Annotated in this window: 13 protein-coding genes; 3 read left to right on the top strand and 10 right to left on the bottom strand. The window is 40.7% G+C overall.

Annotated elements, in window-relative coordinates:
• Positions 1 to 332 precede the first annotated feature (332 nt).
• From P4V41_RS02510 to P4V41_RS02520, 3 genes are read left to right on the top strand one after another with little or no spacing between them, the layout of a single operon-like run.
• Complete coding sequence (locus P4V41_RS02510) at positions 333 to 1,829, top strand: spore germination protein (RefSeq protein WP_328083267.1); 1,497 nt, start codon at positions 333 to 335, stop codon at positions 1,827 to 1,829.
• A gap of 3 nt (positions 1,830 to 1,832) precedes the next feature.
• Positions 1,833 to 2,933, top strand: coding sequence for an endospore germination permease (locus tag P4V41_RS02515; protein WP_328083268.1), 1,101 nt, complete (start codon positions 1,833 to 1,835; stop codon positions 2,931 to 2,933).
• Positions 2,930 to 4,072, top strand: a complete 1,143-nt coding sequence (locus P4V41_RS02520) for a Ger(x)C family spore germination protein (RefSeq protein WP_328083269.1) — start codon at positions 2,930 to 2,932, stop codon at positions 4,070 to 4,072. The genes P4V41_RS02515 and P4V41_RS02520 overlap by 4 nt, the downstream gene beginning before the upstream one ends.
• A gap of 358 nt (positions 4,073 to 4,430) precedes the next feature.
• Here P4V41_RS02520 and P4V41_RS02525 read toward each other — a convergent pair whose 3' ends face one another.
• The 10 genes from P4V41_RS02525 to P4V41_RS02570 form a co-directional block, all read right to left on the bottom strand.
• Complete coding sequence (locus P4V41_RS02525; protein ID WP_328083464.1) at positions 4,431 to 5,333, bottom strand: AEC family transporter; 903 nt, start codon at positions 5,331 to 5,333, stop codon at positions 4,431 to 4,433.
• A 72-nt stretch (positions 5,334 to 5,405) separates the two neighbouring features.
• Positions 5,406 to 6,839 (bottom strand): aldehyde dehydrogenase family protein, encoded by a 1,434-nt coding sequence (locus tag P4V41_RS02530; protein WP_328083270.1) that lies wholly within the window; start codon positions 6,837 to 6,839, stop codon positions 5,406 to 5,408.
• Between the two features lie 18 nt (positions 6,840 to 6,857).
• Positions 6,858 to 7,748, bottom strand: coding sequence for a class II fructose-bisphosphate aldolase (locus P4V41_RS02535; RefSeq protein WP_328083271.1), 891 nt, complete (start codon positions 7,746 to 7,748; stop codon positions 6,858 to 6,860).
• A gap of 24 nt (positions 7,749 to 7,772) precedes the next feature.
• Positions 7,773 to 8,489, bottom strand: coding sequence for a GntR family transcriptional regulator (locus P4V41_RS02540; protein WP_137791625.1), 717 nt, complete (start codon positions 8,487 to 8,489; stop codon positions 7,773 to 7,775).
• Positions 8,476 to 9,648 (bottom strand): diphosphate--fructose-6-phosphate 1-phosphotransferase, encoded by a 1,173-nt coding sequence (locus P4V41_RS02545; protein ID WP_328083272.1) that lies wholly within the window; start codon positions 9,646 to 9,648, stop codon positions 8,476 to 8,478. Before P4V41_RS02545 ends, P4V41_RS02540 begins: the two co-directional genes overlap by 14 nt.
• Positions 9,649 to 9,665: 17 nt before the next feature.
• Entirely contained in the window at positions 9,666 to 11,006 is a 1,341-nt protein-coding gene (sftI, locus tag P4V41_RS02550; RefSeq protein WP_328083273.1) for a sulfoquinovose isomerase, read from the bottom strand.
• 505 nt (positions 11,007 to 11,511) lie between these two features.
• The gene (locus P4V41_RS02555; RefSeq protein WP_328083274.1) at positions 11,512 to 13,545 is read right to left on the bottom strand and encodes an alpha-glucosidase; all 2,034 of its coding nucleotides are present in this window, start codon (positions 13,543 to 13,545) and stop codon (positions 11,512 to 11,514) included.
• 13 nt (positions 13,546 to 13,558) lie between these two features.
• A complete protein-coding gene (locus P4V41_RS02560; protein ID WP_328083275.1) occupies positions 13,559 to 15,337 on the bottom strand; it encodes a solute:sodium symporter family transporter in 1,779 nt (592 codons plus the stop codon).
• A 33-nt stretch (positions 15,338 to 15,370) separates the two neighbouring features.
• Positions 15,371 to 16,045, bottom strand: a complete 675-nt coding sequence (locus P4V41_RS02565; RefSeq protein ID WP_328083276.1) for a DUF4867 family protein — start codon at positions 16,043 to 16,045, stop codon at positions 15,371 to 15,373.
• A 254-nt stretch (positions 16,046 to 16,299) separates the two neighbouring features.
• A complete protein-coding gene (locus P4V41_RS02570; RefSeq protein ID WP_328083277.1) occupies positions 16,300 to 16,935 on the bottom strand; it encodes an FMN-dependent NADH-azoreductase in 636 nt (211 codons plus the stop codon).
• Positions 16,936 to 17,144 lie beyond the last annotated feature (209 nt).

The raw sequence follows: 17,144 nt of genomic DNA on the forward strand, positions 1-17,144 counted from the left end.
TAATGTCAATGTTGTTCTTGCAAGTGGTTGATTTCCTTTTCAGGTGCTCGCTTTCCGGGGGGGGGGCGTGGGTGAGCCACCTTGACGCTTTGCGCCATAAGGTGGCTCACCTGGCACACTGATCCCCCAGGAGTCTTCCACCCTTCACTCCAATCAACTTCTCAATGATGCCTTAAAATAACAAAAAAGCTTAAAAAGAGAAGCTCCATTTAAGCATATGGGCTTCTCTTTTCTTTTGCACGTCCCTATATATTTTCTCTTCTCCCCTGTTAAAAGAATAAACCCCTCATTCTATGGACATACCTAGTAAAAAACGAGGGAGGTCTGTTGCTTTGAAAAGAGAAGGAAATCCACATATAGACCACTCCCCATTATTATGTAACAGTCTTTCGAGCAATCTGGAACTGATTCAAACTACGCTCGGTCCTACCCCTGATTTAAAGATGCTACAGTACGAGATTAGGAATATACCTATAACGATTCTGTATATGGCAGATTTAGTGGATTCGGATAAGCTGCAGAACATTTTAAAATCAATCAAATATATAAAATACGCACCACCTGTGGATTCATCGTTATTTGAGCAAATGTATAGTGATATCTATCTGACCGCTCAAACTGAAAAGATATCAAAAATGAATGAAGTGACCAATCATTTATTAAACGGAAGAACGATTATCTTAATGGATTCTATAAATGAATGCTTTAGTGTGGATACGTATGGCGGCAAAGTTCGAGCAATCGAGGAACCACAAACTGAATCTCTTATTCGGGGGCCAAAATTAAGCTTTACAGAAGAGATCGGTGTCAATATCGCGATGATTCGCAAACAGATTACCGATGAGAACTTAAAGGTAGAGACCTTTGTGATCGGTGAACGAGGAAAGAAAAAAGTAGCTTTGTTATATATTGGCGATGTGATTAATCCTGCCATTGTAGAAGAAGCGAGACACCGTTTAAACCATATCAGCATTGACGCTCCAATTGATTCAGGAATTATTGAGCAATCGATAGAAGACAACTTTATGTCTCCTTTTCCGCAATTTATTAGCACGGAGCGTCCTGATAAAGTTTCACTCTCACTATTGCAAGGAAGGCTAGCGATCATTCCTGATCAAACAGCAAACGCACTCATCGCTCCCATTTCGATTCTGGATACGGTTCAGTCACCTGAAGATTATTATGAAAGGTGGCACATCGGCTCATTGCTGCGCATGTTGCGTGCATTCGCTGTTTTTATCTCATTATTCCTACCGTCCTTTTATATAGCTCTAGTTTCTTTTCATCAAGGCTTAATTCCTTCGCGTCTTGCTTTTTCAATCGCAGCTTCACGTGAGGGTGTTCCTTTCCCAGCATTTATTGAAGCTCTTATGATGGCGATCACGATGGAGCTTCTTCGTGAAGCAGGACTGCGCCTTCCGAAGCCCATCGGACAAACAATTGGTATTGTGGGAGGAATTGTTATTGGAGAGGCGGCTGTTCAAGCTGGGATCGTTAGTACCGTAATGGTCATCGTAATCGCCATTACAGCGATCGCTTCCTTCACATTACCGGTCTATAGCATGGGTGTGACCTATAGAATTCTCTTGTTCAGCTTTATCTTTGCTGCAGGAATGATGGGGCTATATGGAATATCACTAGCTTTTATTGTACTCGTCATACACATTGTTAATCTGACCAGTCTAGGTATACCTTACGCTGCTCCTCTTGCTCCAATATTTATCAACGACTGGAAAGAGCTATTCGTCCGTTTACCGATTGCTTTTATTAAAAAGCGGCCTGTTTTTTTAGATCCTGTAGATGAAGTCCGTTCAGAGAAAGAGGAATAAACTGTGAGCAAAGTTAAATACACCGATCGTTCCATCAGTGCTAAAGAGTTAATGTATGCCGTAGCTTCCATGGTAATTGGTGTTGGTATCTTTAATCTGCCTCGCTATATCACAACCGTAACAAACGGCATCGACGGTATGATAAGTATTCTACTGATGGGAGGCCTCGTTCTAGCTATCGTCTGGATCATGGGTCAATTTGTACGAATGTATCCAAGGAAAGGAATCTATGAAATATTACTCTCTATCATTCCAAAGCCGATCGCCTTTCTCTTAATCATTGTTTATGGATCTTTTTTTGCTTTATTAGCCGCATATGAAATACGTGCAATCGCCGAGATCACGAAAAAATATCTGCTACCAAACACTAGTTCCGATATCTTAAGTCTACTCTTTCTGCTTGTCACACTCTATGCGCTCTTTGGTTCACGTACAGCACTCATTCGTATTAATTCAATGTTTTTACCTGTGGTATTAATCGTTTCTCTATTATTAGTCGTTTTAAATATAAGAATCATGCATTTTGATAACTTTTATCCCTTACTTACAACAGATTTAAAAGGATATGGCTCAGGGATGATCAATATTTTCTTTTCATTTACGGGTATCTCCATTATCATAAGCTACTCTTACCTCGTTAATGAACCTGAGAAAGCATCGTCTGCTGCAGTAAAAGGAGTTTTTATCTCTATTATCATCTATGCGATGGTCTTTGTTTCGTGTGTCGCTGTCTTCTCAAACCTAGGTACTGATTTTTTAGAGAACCCAACGATTGAACTAGGTAAGGAAATAGAGCTTCCTGGCGGTTTTTTTGAAAGATTTGAATCTGTCTATTTTACGATATGGATCATGACCATCTTCAATACAACATCGATGTCTATGGATTCTTCACTCATTGTCTTAGAATCTCTCTTTAAAAAAACTAAGAAAGAGACACTTATCGTGATCCTTGCTCCTATTATTTTCTTTGTTTCGATGGTTCCAATCGGTATGGAAGAAATGGAGGCAATGGGAACTTTCATAGGAAGACTGAGCTTAGCATTAACTGCAATCGTGCCGGTCCCTCTTTATATAATCGCTAAGATTCGAGGAGTGAAAAAATGATAAAACGTTGTTATGTCGTATCGATCCTCCTCCTTTCTTTCTTACTGCAAGGATGCGGAGCACGAGAGATTGAGAAGAAGGCTTTTGTGATCGGAGTTGGAATTGACCAAGGAAAAAACGAAGACGCTACTAGTCTGCCGGTGATGAACGGTACGTTTCAAGTGGCTGTTCCAAGGTCTCTAAAACCTGAAGTAACAAACGGTAAAGCATACCAGAATTTCGAGGAAAAAGGTCACGATATATCAGAACAGATTTCAAAAATTGCTCAAATCTCAAACAAAGAACTCTATTTTGCACACAACCAGATTATTTTGGTTTCGGATAAGGTGGCCAAACAACCCCAAAGAATGGAGCGGTTGTTAGACTTTTTTGTTAGACATGAAGATATTAGACGAAGTGTTCGTGTCTTTATTACAAAAGGGGATACAAAGCAATTTCTTAATGTTGAAAACAACGAAAAACTGCCTTCACTCTATATTGATACGCTGTCGGCGAATGTACAGAATCATTCACGTACTGCAAGTATAAAGCGTCTAGGCGATCTGCAAGAAGATCTTTTAGCTCATCGTTCATTCGTATTACCTGTCTTGCATTATAAAAGCACAGATGAGATTAAGCTTGGCGGGGCAGCCATCATAAAAGGAGAATCGAGCAGATTAACGCATGTTCTAAACGAAAAAGATACTGAGGCGTTAAACATACTAAACGGTGAATTCCAAAAAGGTATGCTTCTGATTGAACTTAAGGATAACCTTTATATCTATAAGGTTGATAAATCAAAAAGCAAAATTAAACTTCAGTCAACAAATAACGGGCAGCTTACATTTAAAATTACTGTCTCCCTAGAGGGAGAGATACAAGAAGTCAATAAACAGATGGACACTCGTACCACTTCAGCAGATCGTGTAAAAAAAGAGGTAGAGAAACAATTGGCAATAAAAACAGAGCGATTTATTAATAAACTTCAAAACCAATATAAAACCGATGTTCTAGGTCTTGGTGTCTACTTGGAAAAGCATCATCATAAAGAATGGTTAAAACTAAGAAATGACTGGGAAACAGGTGAAAATCATTTCAGCCAAGTGAAGATAAATACACAAATCAATACGACAATTAGTTCAGCAGGAGGATTAAGATAAGAGATGTTTGAAACACATGAATTATTAAACCGTATTCTTTCTTGGCGATTCATCTTTTTTACTTTGCTATCCTTCTTGTTTCCATTCACCTATATCACTCTGTATAAGTTGCTGCAAAACAAAGGGATGCCATTATGGAAAAAGGAAGCTCGCACCACTTCAAAAAAATGAACAATACGTGAAGCTCGTTGATGATGCTTTTCCTTTCACTATGATGCACACAGAACGTTTTTTGTTGTAAGTACCAGGTAATTCACGGAGTATGATTCGAAGGGTAAAAGCCATGTCAGGAATTGATTGCTGATGAGATAATTGAGTAACAGATAAAAGAAAAAAACTCACTAATCTGTGAGTTTTTTTACAATAAAATCGCGAGCAACATTGGCAGAGTAATCAGTGAAAAAAGTGTACTCACTAACGTTGCACTCGATACAAAATCGGGCTCTGTTCCAAACTGTAACGCATACATTGTCGTGTTTGCCGCTGATGGCATCGCGGCCATAAGAATCATAATCGATGCGAGCATATCATCTACAGGAAGAATCAACGTGATACAAAATGCAATCAGAGGTGATACCGCTAATTTTAGTAGCAACGAATATGTTAACTTCTCGACTTGTACATGGCGCAATGATATCTTCGCTAGCTGCATACCGAGTATGATCATGATGGTCGGGATCGCAGAGTTCGCCACAAGATCAAGAGCTTCAGACACAGAACCTTTTATCGGTATGTGTAACTGTTGAAAGACTACACCCGCTATCGCTCCGTATACGATCGGCATACGCCGCACCGCTCTTAATGCTGAAGAGATCCCATCGTTCTCCGGACTGCCTTTTGCGGCATAATAGACCCCCACTGTACACATGACTAACTGCTGGATAACCATAAGAACAACCGCATAATCTAAACCAGCGGCACCAAACGCGAATAGGGCGACTGGTGTTCCATAGTTCCCGTTATTCATGAAAGCAGAAGCCAAAATGACTCCGCATGTTTCCCTTACATTGTATCTTTTAAAATAACTGATCACATACACAAGACCGATTAACGTAAAACATAGAATGAGCGTATAGATGAGCATATATCCATACGTTTTCGTAAAAGTAGTTTCATAAAACGTACGAAATACTAAAAAAGGAGACATCAGATAAAGTGCCATCTTAGAAAGTGTTTGTGTTTCGAAACCTATCGTTTTTTGACCGATAAATCCGATACCAAAGATCGCAAATACCGGAAGAATGATGCTCAGCAACTCTATCATGTCTTACCCCTTCTCTCTGTTAACTACAACGGAAAAAGGCTGACCAAGAGAGATCAGCACTTTTTCTCGCTACAAATTCAAAACAATGATTCGTTCTTCAGTCATCTCTTCAATCGCATAGCGTGGACCTTCTTTTCCTGTCCCGCTTTTCTTTACGCCACCGTATGGCATGTGATCCACTCGATAGGCTGAAGCATCGTTTACAATAAGACCGCCCACTTCAATCTCTTTCGCCGCTTTCATAGCGAAAGCAAGATCGTTTGTGAACAGACCTGCTTGCAATCCATACTCCGAGTCATTCACTTGATCGATCACTTCGTCTATCGTAGCATATGTGTCTATCCCAACAACAGGACCAAACACTTCTTGTTTGCAAACTTTCATTTCACTTTTAACTTCTGATAATATAGTTGGCTCGTAAAACGCTCCATTACGTCTACCACCCGTTACAAGAGATGCTCCGTCAGCCACTGCTTCATTCACCCACTCTTCAACACGCTCTGCTTCAGCCTGTCGGATCATTGGGCCGATATCGGTTGTTTCATCCAGTGGATCACCAGATTGCAGCTGTTCTGTTTTATCTTTTAATAGTTGGATAAACGGCGATTTCACATCTTGATGAACAAATACACGCTGAACCGAAATACATACTTGACCTGCATTATTAAAACTTTTGTTCGCGATGAGTGCGGCAGCCTTATCAAGATCAGCATCTTTGTGAACGATCGTTGCTGAGTTGTTTCCTAACTCAAGTGACACTTTACGAAGTCCTGCCTTTGACCTAATGATTTCACCAACTCTTGGACTTCCGGTAAAAGTAAACATCTTAACGTCTTGATTTTCTAGCAGCCATCTCCCTACTTCTGCACCATCACCTGTAATAACTTGGAGCCTTCCATCAGGTAAGCCAGCTTCTTGAAAGACTTTTGCTAACATAAGAGCACACAATGGAGTAACTTCAGCTGGCTTTAGCACGACCGCATTTCCTGCTGCAAGAGCTGGACCAATCTTATGACAAACAAGGTTCAATGGTACATTAAATGGTGTAATTGCCGCAATAACACCAACTGGTACTCGCAATGTAAACGCCATTCGATTTTCAGAGCCAGGTGCTGATTCTACAGGCACACCTTCACCGTGAATACGCTTTGCTTCTTCAGCTGAGATTTCAAGTGTTTGTGCAGCTCGTTCTACTTCTATTCTTGAATCACGGATCGGCTTACCTACTTCAGCAACTAACACTCTAGCAAACTCTTCTTTTTTCTCCAATAATATTCGTGCTGCATTGGTCAGCACAACATAACGGTCGTATGACGAGAAGGTTTCTTTATATGCTTCTTTGGCTCCTTCTACCGCTTCATCTACATCCTTTTTTTCAGCGCGCGCAATTGTAGCTTCCACATTATGCGTATATTTATTGAGAACTTCCAAGACTTCCGATTTTTCTTTCCAAACACCGTTAAGCCATAGTCCGTACGTTTGATACGTTGTATTTACCGCCACAAATCATCACTCCCTATTTTATAACGTTACGACCTTTTCACGCGTTGTGAATTCACTTGCTTTTCCTGCACTTCCGAATAGACGAATTTTCTCTTGAACTTTTTTCTGCATAACTTCACGGCCTCTGCCAAGGGAAACAGCTAGATGAAATTCTTCAGGATTTTCTTCAAAAACTTGCTGCATTCCTTTTGTGAATGATTGTCTAAGTTCTGTATCCACATTGATTTTTGCAATACCTAACGAAATTGCTTTTGTAATCTGCTCATCCGGCACATCAGAACCACCGTGAAGAACGATTGGACGGTTAACTGCTGCTGAGATTTCTTTTAATCTTTCAAATGCCAGTTTTGGAGGATTTTTATAGATACCGTGTGCTGTGCCGATTGAGACAGCAAGATAATCTACATCCGTCGCTTCCACAAATGCTACAGCTTCTTCTGTTGCTGTAATCATTGCGTCTTCTTCAGCAACCGTTATGTCATCTTCTGTTCCGCCAATCTTACCGATCTCACCTTCAGAACCTATGCCTAGCGCACGTGAAGCGTCAACTACTTTTCTCGTTATAAACGTATTCTCTTCGAACGAAAGAGCAGAGCCATCAAACATAACGGATTGAAAACCAAGCTGGATGGCTTTCATTGTTTGTTCATATTCTCTGCTGTGATCCAGATGGATACAGACAGGAACAGATATGTTTTTCATGAATACATCAATCATTGCCTTCATCGGTTCAAGCCCGATCGTGTTGATCACTTTTTGACCAACTTGAATCATGATTGGTGCTTGTTCTTGTTCAGCAGCTTCTAAAATCGCAAGAATGGTTTCTGCGTTATGTGCACTAAATGCCCCAACAGCATATTGATTCTCGTAAGCTTGTGTTAACAGTTCTTTTCCTGATATATATCCCATTGAAATACCTCCGAATGTTTTAAATTAACGTCTTAGTTCAATGTCATAATGGTATTGGTCACTTCTATATCTTGTTTTTGTATACTCGATCGGCTTGTCGTTGAGTCCATAACTCAGTCTAGTCATCTCCAAAAGCGCTTCTCCTGCACGAATTCCAAGTAGATCTGCTTCAGATATCGTAGAATTTATAGCAGAAATTTTTTCATCTGCACGCTTTAACAAAATATTGTCTTCTTCAAGGATAGAATAAAATTTAGCAGTATCTAGATCGTGTTTCATCAGTAACTTTCCGATCGCTTCTGGCCAACATGATCGCTCTAATGCGATTGGGACATCATCTGCAAATCGGATGCGTTCAATGATTAGGACTTTTTCATCTTCATTTAATCCAAGCTTTGTTTTTTCAAAGAAAAGCGTATCAATAAATTCTGCACGGAGAACTTTCGAGTGAGGAACTTGTCCTTTCTCCATCACTTCTTCTGCAAATCCTTTTAACCTTTTTAATGAGCCAACAAGTTGTTGTGGCTTTACAACCGTTCCTTTACCTTGTTGTTTTTCTAAAAGACCGTCAGCTACAAGCATATTGATCGCTTGACGAATGGTCGTGCGGCTCACACCAAATTGCTTCATAAGCTCTTGTTCAGTTGGAATAAGTTGGTTCGGACGCCAAATTTGCTGTTGTATCTTCTCAATCAAATGATCTTTTACTTGCAGATAAAGTGCTGTATTATTGCTTTTCATATAATAATCTCCTCTTTCTCACAGTGGGATAAGGCTGTAGATCTTCCCCTGCGAGAGGTCGGAGCCATTTGTAATAGGCTTCCGGGTCATCAATAAATGCATCAGGCAGGAAACTTTCCCCGCCCTGCGCAACAACTTGCAGAGGACAGCTATTCATACTAAAAGTATAATCTATATTTGCCGATCGTTGTATGGTAACCATACTCCCCGTCTCACCATGTAATACAAGTCTTGCAGCTTCTCGTCCCACTTCATAAGCTTCCACTTGATCTTGCTTAGAAATAACAGCTGATGAGCTACGCTGATTCATACCAAGAATCTCAGCTCTCGCCATCACACCCAGTTCTGTTTTGACCATTTTCTCAAGCACGCCAGAAATGCCACCTAGAATCGTCCTGCCTTGAACATTCGCTTTCTCGACCTGATCTGAAAAGATATTAATTTTACACCCTTCGGCAACAACAATCGTTGCAAAGCCAAAAGATCGGACAGCTTCACTAACATTTGCTAAAAAATGTTCTGGTTCAATGATGCGTTCCGGAACATAAAGAATATGTGGCCCATCATCTTCCCCATTTCGCAATAGACCACTTGCTGCAGCAAGCCATCCTGAGTTACGCCCCATCGTTTCTAATATTCTCACTTGCTCAAAATTCTGCATCGCACATAGATCTCTATTAATATCTCTGACGGCTGTTGCTACATAACGCGCTGCACTTCCAAAGCCAGGCGCATGGTCCGTTTCAGCTAGATCATTATCAACCGTCTTCGGTATGCCGATGACTTGAAGATCATAGTGAATGTGACACGCTTCCTCAGCCAGCTTATGAAGAGCAGCCATCGTACCATTGCCGCCAATAAAAACAAGCGTATCAATTTTATGCTTTTTTAGATGCAAAAGTGATTTTTGGATTTTTTCAGTTGTAAATTCATAACGTCCTGAACCAAGGCATGCACCGTTGACAAATTTATGTGATTTAATCCATCCTAAAAGTTCAGCATCAAGCTTTTCGATGTCGTTTTCATATAAACCTTGATAACCGTTATAAACGCCGAATAACTCTACTTCTTGTTGGAGCGTTTCTACAAAACCTACTAAACTGGCATTGATGACGGCTGTTGGACCCCCAGCCTGCCCAATTGCTACTCTCTTTGCCATCTAAGTTCGCTCCCTTCCTATACGTACACCTCAGTAGGAATATTGAGCTGCTTACCTAGCTGTAATAGATCATCAGCTACATCTGCATACACGACAGCAAAGTGAGGTTCATAGCCGCTCTCCATAAGTGCACTTACCGTTTCTGAAACATTTCCGTTTAATCTCACTTCAACAGATGTACCTGAAAACGGCTGCGGAACATCCAGCGCTTCACCTTTCATCACAAGAAGGCGATATCCATCAGGCGTATACCCGAGTCTAAAGATCGTAACTTCGCCAGCTTTTAATCCAAAGTCCATCGTAAAGCCCATTTTACGGTTAGGATGTACGCCTGATTGTGCGCCAGTTGACGGACTTGCGAGCGAATAAGCACCTGCTCCGCAATGCCAGAAAACAACTGAATTATTTGGTTCGTTCACATGAACAAGATCCCCGAGATACGGAGCGTTTCCTCCACTTAATTCTTGTAGAATGAACATCGAAACCGCACCGTGAATATCTGACTCACAGGAAGATACCACACCATCTTCGGTAAACTGAGATAGAGTCGAACACGCAGCTGCTCCTAATTCATTGAAAAATTCTGGCCAGCATCTTACAGCGAGTGCTGCAATATCTTCTTGTTCGATGTACTTTTTCACATACGTGGAAAACTGCGCAAACTTCTTTACCGTTTCATCAGATCGATTTAATCCAATGACTTGCTGTTCAGCTCTATCTATAGCACCTGTCCATTCTTCCTCTGGCAGCTCTACACATTCTTGAAACGCTTTTAACAGATCCATCTTTTTAAGGGTTACTCCAAGTTTTTGCTGAAGAAGCTCTTCATCTGTATCTGAGAAAAAGAAACCTGGTGGATGTTCTCCGATCACTCCAATTTTTAGCTGCTTCAGCTTGTTCACCAGAACATTCACTCTGATTTGGCGTGAAAGCTGCTTTTGAAGCTGTTCTTCGTCCGGGTTACCAAGTACGAATGTAAAAGGATGACGTTGATGCATGAGAACATTACTCGTACTGTTTCCTCCAGTTAGAGAATTAAGTCGCAGCCTCCCGCCTACACTTGGTTCTCTTACAGACCATACAACAACAGGTTCGTTTCGATATTGAAGGACCTTCGCGATAAATTCTCCATCTGCAAACGTAACACTTTGATAGATGATGGAATCAATGTTCTTATTTGCTAGGGTTTCAAGGAATTGCTGTAGATCTTCCACAGACGTAAGAATTTCTTCTGGTTCATACACTGTGTGGTACGTCTTGTTGAGCCATTCAGAGCTTTGCTTACGGTATTGCTCACCAGCTTCTAGATCAAATGTCTTTCTGCCAATTGGGATATATACGATTGATGGCGTTTGCATAGTTGTCCACATCCTTCATATTGTTCTATCTTTAAAGCTGTTTTCGTATATCTTGTTGCTATCTGAAAGTAGTTGATTTCCGCTCCAGGTAGCTCGCTTTCCACGGGGCGTGCGGTGAGCCTCCTGCCGCTTTGCGCCCTTAGGAGTCTCCACCTGTCTAGTTGCAGTGGCTAGCCCCTCGATGTCAAAAGTTTAACGGTCAAGAAGGCAAATTGCGCCTCCAAATGCCCATTCAACTTTTGCTGGTCGGGTCTGAACGAGCCACTTCCCCTTTTCAGACTGACCGCTCGTCCCGTAGGAGTCTCGCACCTTGCGCTCCAATCAACTTGCAAATGATGAGAATAGATAAAGCCAAAAGCAACAATCTTTATAAAAGAGCTTTCTAAAAATAAGTATAACAAAAGGTTACTACCTTTTAAAATATATTACTACCTTAATATTTATAAAAGTTTTCAAAAGCTTAAAAGAATAAGGGGACAAACCTACACCTGTCCCCTCTATTATTCTAGTTCGTTAAGGATTCAAACAATTCCTTGTACGGAGAATTCTTTCTGTAAAATACAGGCGGCTGTCCGATTGGTGCTTCAACTTCCGTATATCCGCCACGATATTCTTTTCCTGACCAAACATGCACCCACTCATCCTCAGGTAAGTAGACGTTCCAATGGGTTGCAGCTTCTTCATAAACCGGTGCCACTAGAAGATCTCTTCCGTATAAATATTGATATTGAATGTCGTAAGCTGCTTCGTCTTTCTCATAGTGCATGAACAAAGGACGCTGTACTGGAATTCCTTTTTCAGCATTCTCCTTTACGATGTCTTTCGTATACGGTGCAAGTTTTACATAAAGATTTGTCATTCGAGCAAAATGCTGCAGCGTTTCTTCATCTCCATCAAATTGGAAACAATCATCAGGACGATTTCCTTCATGTGTACGCATCACTGGAGTAAAAGCCGCCATATCTAACCAACGAAGAAGCAGCTCTTTGCTTCGTTTGTTGCCGTGAAGACTTGTGTAGCCTCCAATATCACTATGGTGTAACCCACAGCCCGTCATACCAGCTGAGAGAGCAGCAGGTATAACAGAAGCTAATCCATCATCTAGCGACCAATTCACACTTTGATCTCCACCCCATAATAACGGGCAATATTTCTGTATTTCCGTATAACCGGCTCTCATGAAGTATGTGACTTCACCTAATTTTCCAGCTTCACTCACTGCTTCATAATTTATTTTCGCCCATAGTGCCGGCCATGCATTATGCATGATTTTAGCCGATTCACCGTTATAGAGTTGAACATCTGTTGGTAAGTATTCACCAAAATCAGCCATCCAACCGTCAAGACCAAAATCAATCATGTTTTCTTTAATCACTAATTTGTACCACGTACAAGCTTCAGGATTTGTAAAATCTACGACTCCGCAGTTGAACTCTCCAAAGTCAACGAGGTAGATGTCCCCTTTTTCATTTAATGCAAGGTATCCTTTCTCTGCCGCGGTTTTGTAGAGATCGCCTTCAACAGCAACGTAAGGATTAATATAGCCCAGGAAGCGGATGCCTTTTGCTTTCCATTCCTCAATCTTTTGATCAAGATTTGGATACTCGTCACTGTTCCAACGCCAGTTCCACATCAATCTCTTACCGAATGAAGTAATGCGTTTACCTTGCCAGTCCTGACACCAAACGCCTCCGACTTTTATTCCTTTTTCGAGAGCTAAGTCCAGCTTTTTTTGAACAGTGTCGGTTCCACCTTGTAAACCAAGCCAGATTCCGTTATACGTCCAATCTGGTAATTCGGGCTGACGGCCAAACACATCTGTTAACTTTTCAACAAGTTGCACATAGCTTTCCGCCGTTTCAAAGAGTACATATTTCGGAATATCCCATATTTGAAGTTCATGATATTTCTCATTTCGAAAGTCAAAGTCGGCATAAGCGGTAGTTTCAACATGGCAATAATATTTTTTAGTAGAAATAAAGGTTGGTTGCGGATAGTTCGTGTTGTAGTAGTCACCACCTGCTTTATCCTTTACATCCGCCTGCCATGTTGTGTACGTGTTTTTATTTCTTCCAACACCAGGTTCCGAAGTCCATAGCGGAAAGTTTTTGCCACGCAAGTTAAAAAGTGAGAGCTGTTCACCGCAACCGTAGACTTTCTCGTTTCCATCTGCTTGTACACGTATCCATAAACGGTTTATTTCTGATGAACTCTTTGTAAAATGTAGTTTAACTTTTCCGTTCTCTTCGGTTAGAAGAATCTCAAGATCAGTTGGTCCACCTTCAAATTTTGAGAAAGAAAGTTGAAAACCATTCTCTGTTTTAACAACATCAACATAACGAAGCCCGATGCGCTCTACTACATAATCGTGAATGTCAAAATTTCCTCGGTACATGTTGATTGTTTCTTCACCGTATCCTACATATAGCATGGGCTGCTGAAGCGAGTGATGAAATAGAAGTCTGCCATCAGCTTCTATTTCAAAACCATTATCGATTTCACGTAATTTTAATGCCGTATCACTTAATTGAAGAGCCATAAGAACCTCCTTATTATGCTAGCTTTCTTGCTTCTTTTACTTCTTTTTTGTGCTGTTCACTTAAGAAATCTGCATACTTACGATTCCAAACCTTAAGCGAAAGGTAGATTAGAATTCCGGTTATAATTGCCAATCCTGCAATCGCTGGCCAGAAATAACCTGACACGATCGAATCCTGATAAGCCAACCCAATCGGAGAGAATACGATATACATACTAACAAGCAAACTTAGTAAGATAAACGTTACGGGAAGTGCGTATTTCCATGGTACCATGTCAACTTGGGCATTCGCTTTATACACATAAGGTTTTTGCAAAGGCTTCCATTTTCCTATAGCGATCATAATTCCAACTTCTACAAAGAACAGAATCGCGTAGATGTGAATAAAGTTAATGGTGGTTTGAATGCCAAACAGCTGATCCAAGCCCCAAACGAGCAAGTAGTACGTAATAACATGAAAAATGATTACTACCTTTGCAGCAAGTGCAGGAATTCGTTTAGAAAAGATACCAACAAGAACAATCGTGATGATCGGAATATTAAAGAACCCTGTAAAACGTCTGATCAGATCCCAAAGACCATCAGGTGCGTTCATCAACAATGGTGAGATAAAGAATGATACAAGTGCGATTACTGTACCGAACCATTTACTCATACGAATCAACTGATCGTCAGTAGCTTTCGGATTGAATTGCGGTTTATAGATATCAAGAGCGAACATGGTTGCTGCTGAATTAAGCAACGAGTTAAATGTACTGAATACAGCACCTAACAAAACAGCAAGGAAGAAACCTGATAAGTATTTTGGCAGAACATCTGCTACCAATGTTGGATAAGCAAGGTCAACTGGGTTCAAACCTCCGCCATAAAGGTGAAAAGCGATAATCCCAGGAATCATCATAAATAGTGGAATCGCAAGCTTATAGAAACCAGAATAAAGCACACCTTTTTGACCTTCTTTTAAGTTTTGTGCTCCAAGCGTACGTTGAATCACGTACTGATTCGTTCCCCAATAGAACAAGTTGGCAAAAATCATCCCCGTAAAGATTGTCCCAAACGGAACCGAGTCGGTACTCGATCCAATCGCATTTAATTTTTCCGGACTGTTTGTTGCTATCGTCTTCATACCCTCAAACATGTTCCCGTCTCCAAGTGCTAAGAAGCCAAGAGCAGGCACTAAAAGTCCGACTATCAAAAGTCCAATGCCATTAATCGTATCCGATACAGCAACGGCTTTTAGTCCACCAAAGATTGCGTATACTGCACCGATGATTCCTATCACCCAAATTAGAAGCCAAACCGACTGCGTATAGGAAATGCCTAAAAGGCCAGGCACATCAAAGAGTTTAAGTATAGTCAGTGCCCCTGAGTAAAGGGTTGATGGAATCGTAACTAAAATATAGCCGAGCATAAATAATAAAACAGTATAGCGGCGAACTCCTTCATCAAATCGCGTGCTCAGGAATTCTGGTAATGTTGTAAAAGCTCCTCCTAAATATTTCGGTAATAGATAGAGAGCCATGATAACAATGGCAAAGCCAGCCGTTACTTCCCAAGCCATGTTGGACATGTTCGTTCGATACCCTTGTCCATTCAAACCGATCAAGTGCTCAGCAGAAAGATTGGTAAGAAGAAGTGATCCGGCGATAAATGTCCCATTCAACCCTCGCCCTGCTAAAAAATAACCCGTAGAATCTTCTGTTTCACCCTTTGTTTTTAAATAGGAGATCCAAGCGACCTGCCCCATAAAAAATGTACATGATAAAAGTGTAAATCCAATGCCTGAAAACATATCGAACACCCCTGTCCTTTTTAATAGTGATAGTTAAAACAAGACTTCTATGTTGTCACCGACAATTCCAGGATAAGCTCCCTTTTCAATCAGCTGTTTTCGTTCTGGATGTGCGATCAGCCATTTATTCTTCATAAAAAGCAAGTGATCTTCATCAGTACTATTTTTACGCTGTGCTGGCGCAACTTCTAACGGTTCATTCGTACCTTTTGGTAAAATAACAATGCATTTGAATCCTGATTCTTGAACTTTACAAGGTGCAAAGTGCAATGTCGTCTCGTATAATTCAATTGCCGTTCCCTCAGGAATAAAGAAAGCCCTTACATTATTCGAATGAAATGAATTATTTTCGATTTCCTGGACTTTCCCAAGAAGGAGGACAAGGTCAGTCACAGCTATGTTGATCTCACTTCCTTTGTGATATTCAAGGCCATTTAACGTTGAATTACGACCATTGCAATAACCAATCTGGGCAGGCATCTCACCATAAAAGTAAGTCTCAATCTGTGTTTTTACGGGATCCTCTTCTAGAATCGATTCTGAAGCAACATATACATTTTCATGCTCTGGAATTTCCGTAGATTGCTTCATCGTATTGATTAATCGTGTAAAATCATAGCCTGTGATCACTTTTCCATAACTCTTAAATGAATCATCTCTAGCATGCTCAATAATCAGGCTTTCTTCTTTCAGGTTTAGATGCGACAACTTAAAACCTCCTCTTTTTAATCAACGAATTAACATAGGTACCTTTAATTAAACATCACTACCTTTTACATTAAAAAAATTCAGTCAATATGGATGTTGCTTTTTATTCTATGAAAACGCATTCAAAATTGCAAGGAGTTTTTTACATACAATTGTTTACAAATGTTGTTTTTACTTGGTAGACAAGGATTTTTCATTATAAAAAAACTTGCAGACAAGGTCTACAAGTTTTCTTTTTGGGAGGTTTCTAACTGTTAAAACCTATGTGCAGAATCTTTAGCACGAGCAATCGCATTTTCTTTAATTTCATTTGCTTTATCCGGCATCGCCGCGTGTCCTTCTACAAACAATGCTTCGAACGATGGTACGCCAAAAAATTGCATGATCACGCTTAAATAACGGTGCCCCATCTCCATTGCTGCTGCAGGCCCTTCTGAATAAATCCCGCCACTAGCTTGTATATGTAAAGCTTTCTTGTTGGTTAAAAGTCCAACAGGTCCTTGCTCTGTATATTTGAACGTTTTGCCTGCTACAGCTACTGAATCGATGTACGCTTTCATAACAGGTGGAAATGAAAAATTCCACATCGGCGTTACGAATACATATTTTTCAGCAGCAACAAACTGCTCGCAAAGCTCTGAAAGTCTTCCTACTTTCGTCTTCTCTTCAGAAGACAGCTCCTCAAATCCTGTACCTGATTGCAGTTTTCCCCATCCACTAAAGACATCAAGATCGATGTGCGGGATGTCCTCTTTATACAAATCCACGTGAATCAATTCATGATCAGGGTTAACTTTTTTGTATTCATCAATAAATGCTTTCCCAACAGCCATGCTGTAAGAGACCTGATCATCATGAGGATGCGCTGTAATATATAATACCTTTGTCATGTAATCCTACACAGCCTTTCAGTTTGTTGATTTCTTATCGATGTTTATTGCTTTTAAATGTTTTATCTTCTAAGAAAGTTGTTTGGAGCGCAAGGTGCGAGACTCCTATGGGACGAGCGGTCGGGTGGAGACCCTTAATGGCGCAAAGCGGCAAGGGGCTCACCGTTCGCCCCATGGAAAGCGAGCAACCTGGAGCGGAAATCAACGAC

Source organism: Fictibacillus nanhaiensis, assembly GCF_036213205.1.
Lineage (GTDB): Bacteria > Bacillota > Bacilli > Bacillales > Fictibacillaceae > Fictibacillus > Fictibacillus nanhaiensis_E.

Excerpts from the sequence above, each read along its gene's own strand:
- P4V41_RS02560 (WP_328083275.1), bottom strand. The coding sequence starts at position 15,337 with ATGTTTTCAGGCATTGGATTTACACTTTTATCATGTACATTTTTTATG.
- P4V41_RS02545 (WP_328083272.1), bottom strand. The coding sequence starts at position 9,648 with ATGGCAAAGAGAGTAGCAATTGGGCAGGCTGGGGGTCCAACAGCCGTC.
- sftI (WP_328083273.1), bottom strand. The coding sequence starts at position 11,006 with ATGCAAACGCCATCAATCGTATATATCCCAATTGGCAGAAAGACATTT.
- P4V41_RS02535 (WP_328083271.1), bottom strand. The coding sequence starts at position 7,748 with ATGGGATATATATCAGGAAAAGAACTGTTAACACAAGCTTACGAGAAT.
- P4V41_RS02540 (WP_137791625.1), bottom strand. The coding sequence starts at position 8,489 with ATGAAAAGCAATAATACAGCACTTTATCTGCAAGTAAAAGATCATTTG.
- P4V41_RS02570 (WP_328083277.1), bottom strand. The coding sequence starts at position 16,935 with ATGACAAAGGTATTATATATTACAGCGCATCCTCATGATGATCAGGTC.
- P4V41_RS02555 (WP_328083274.1), bottom strand. The coding sequence starts at position 13,545 with ATGGCTCTTCAATTAAGTGATACGGCATTAAAATTACGTGAAATCGAT.
- P4V41_RS02520 (WP_328083269.1), top strand. The coding sequence starts at position 2,930 with ATGATAAAACGTTGTTATGTCGTATCGATCCTCCTCCTTTCTTTCTTA.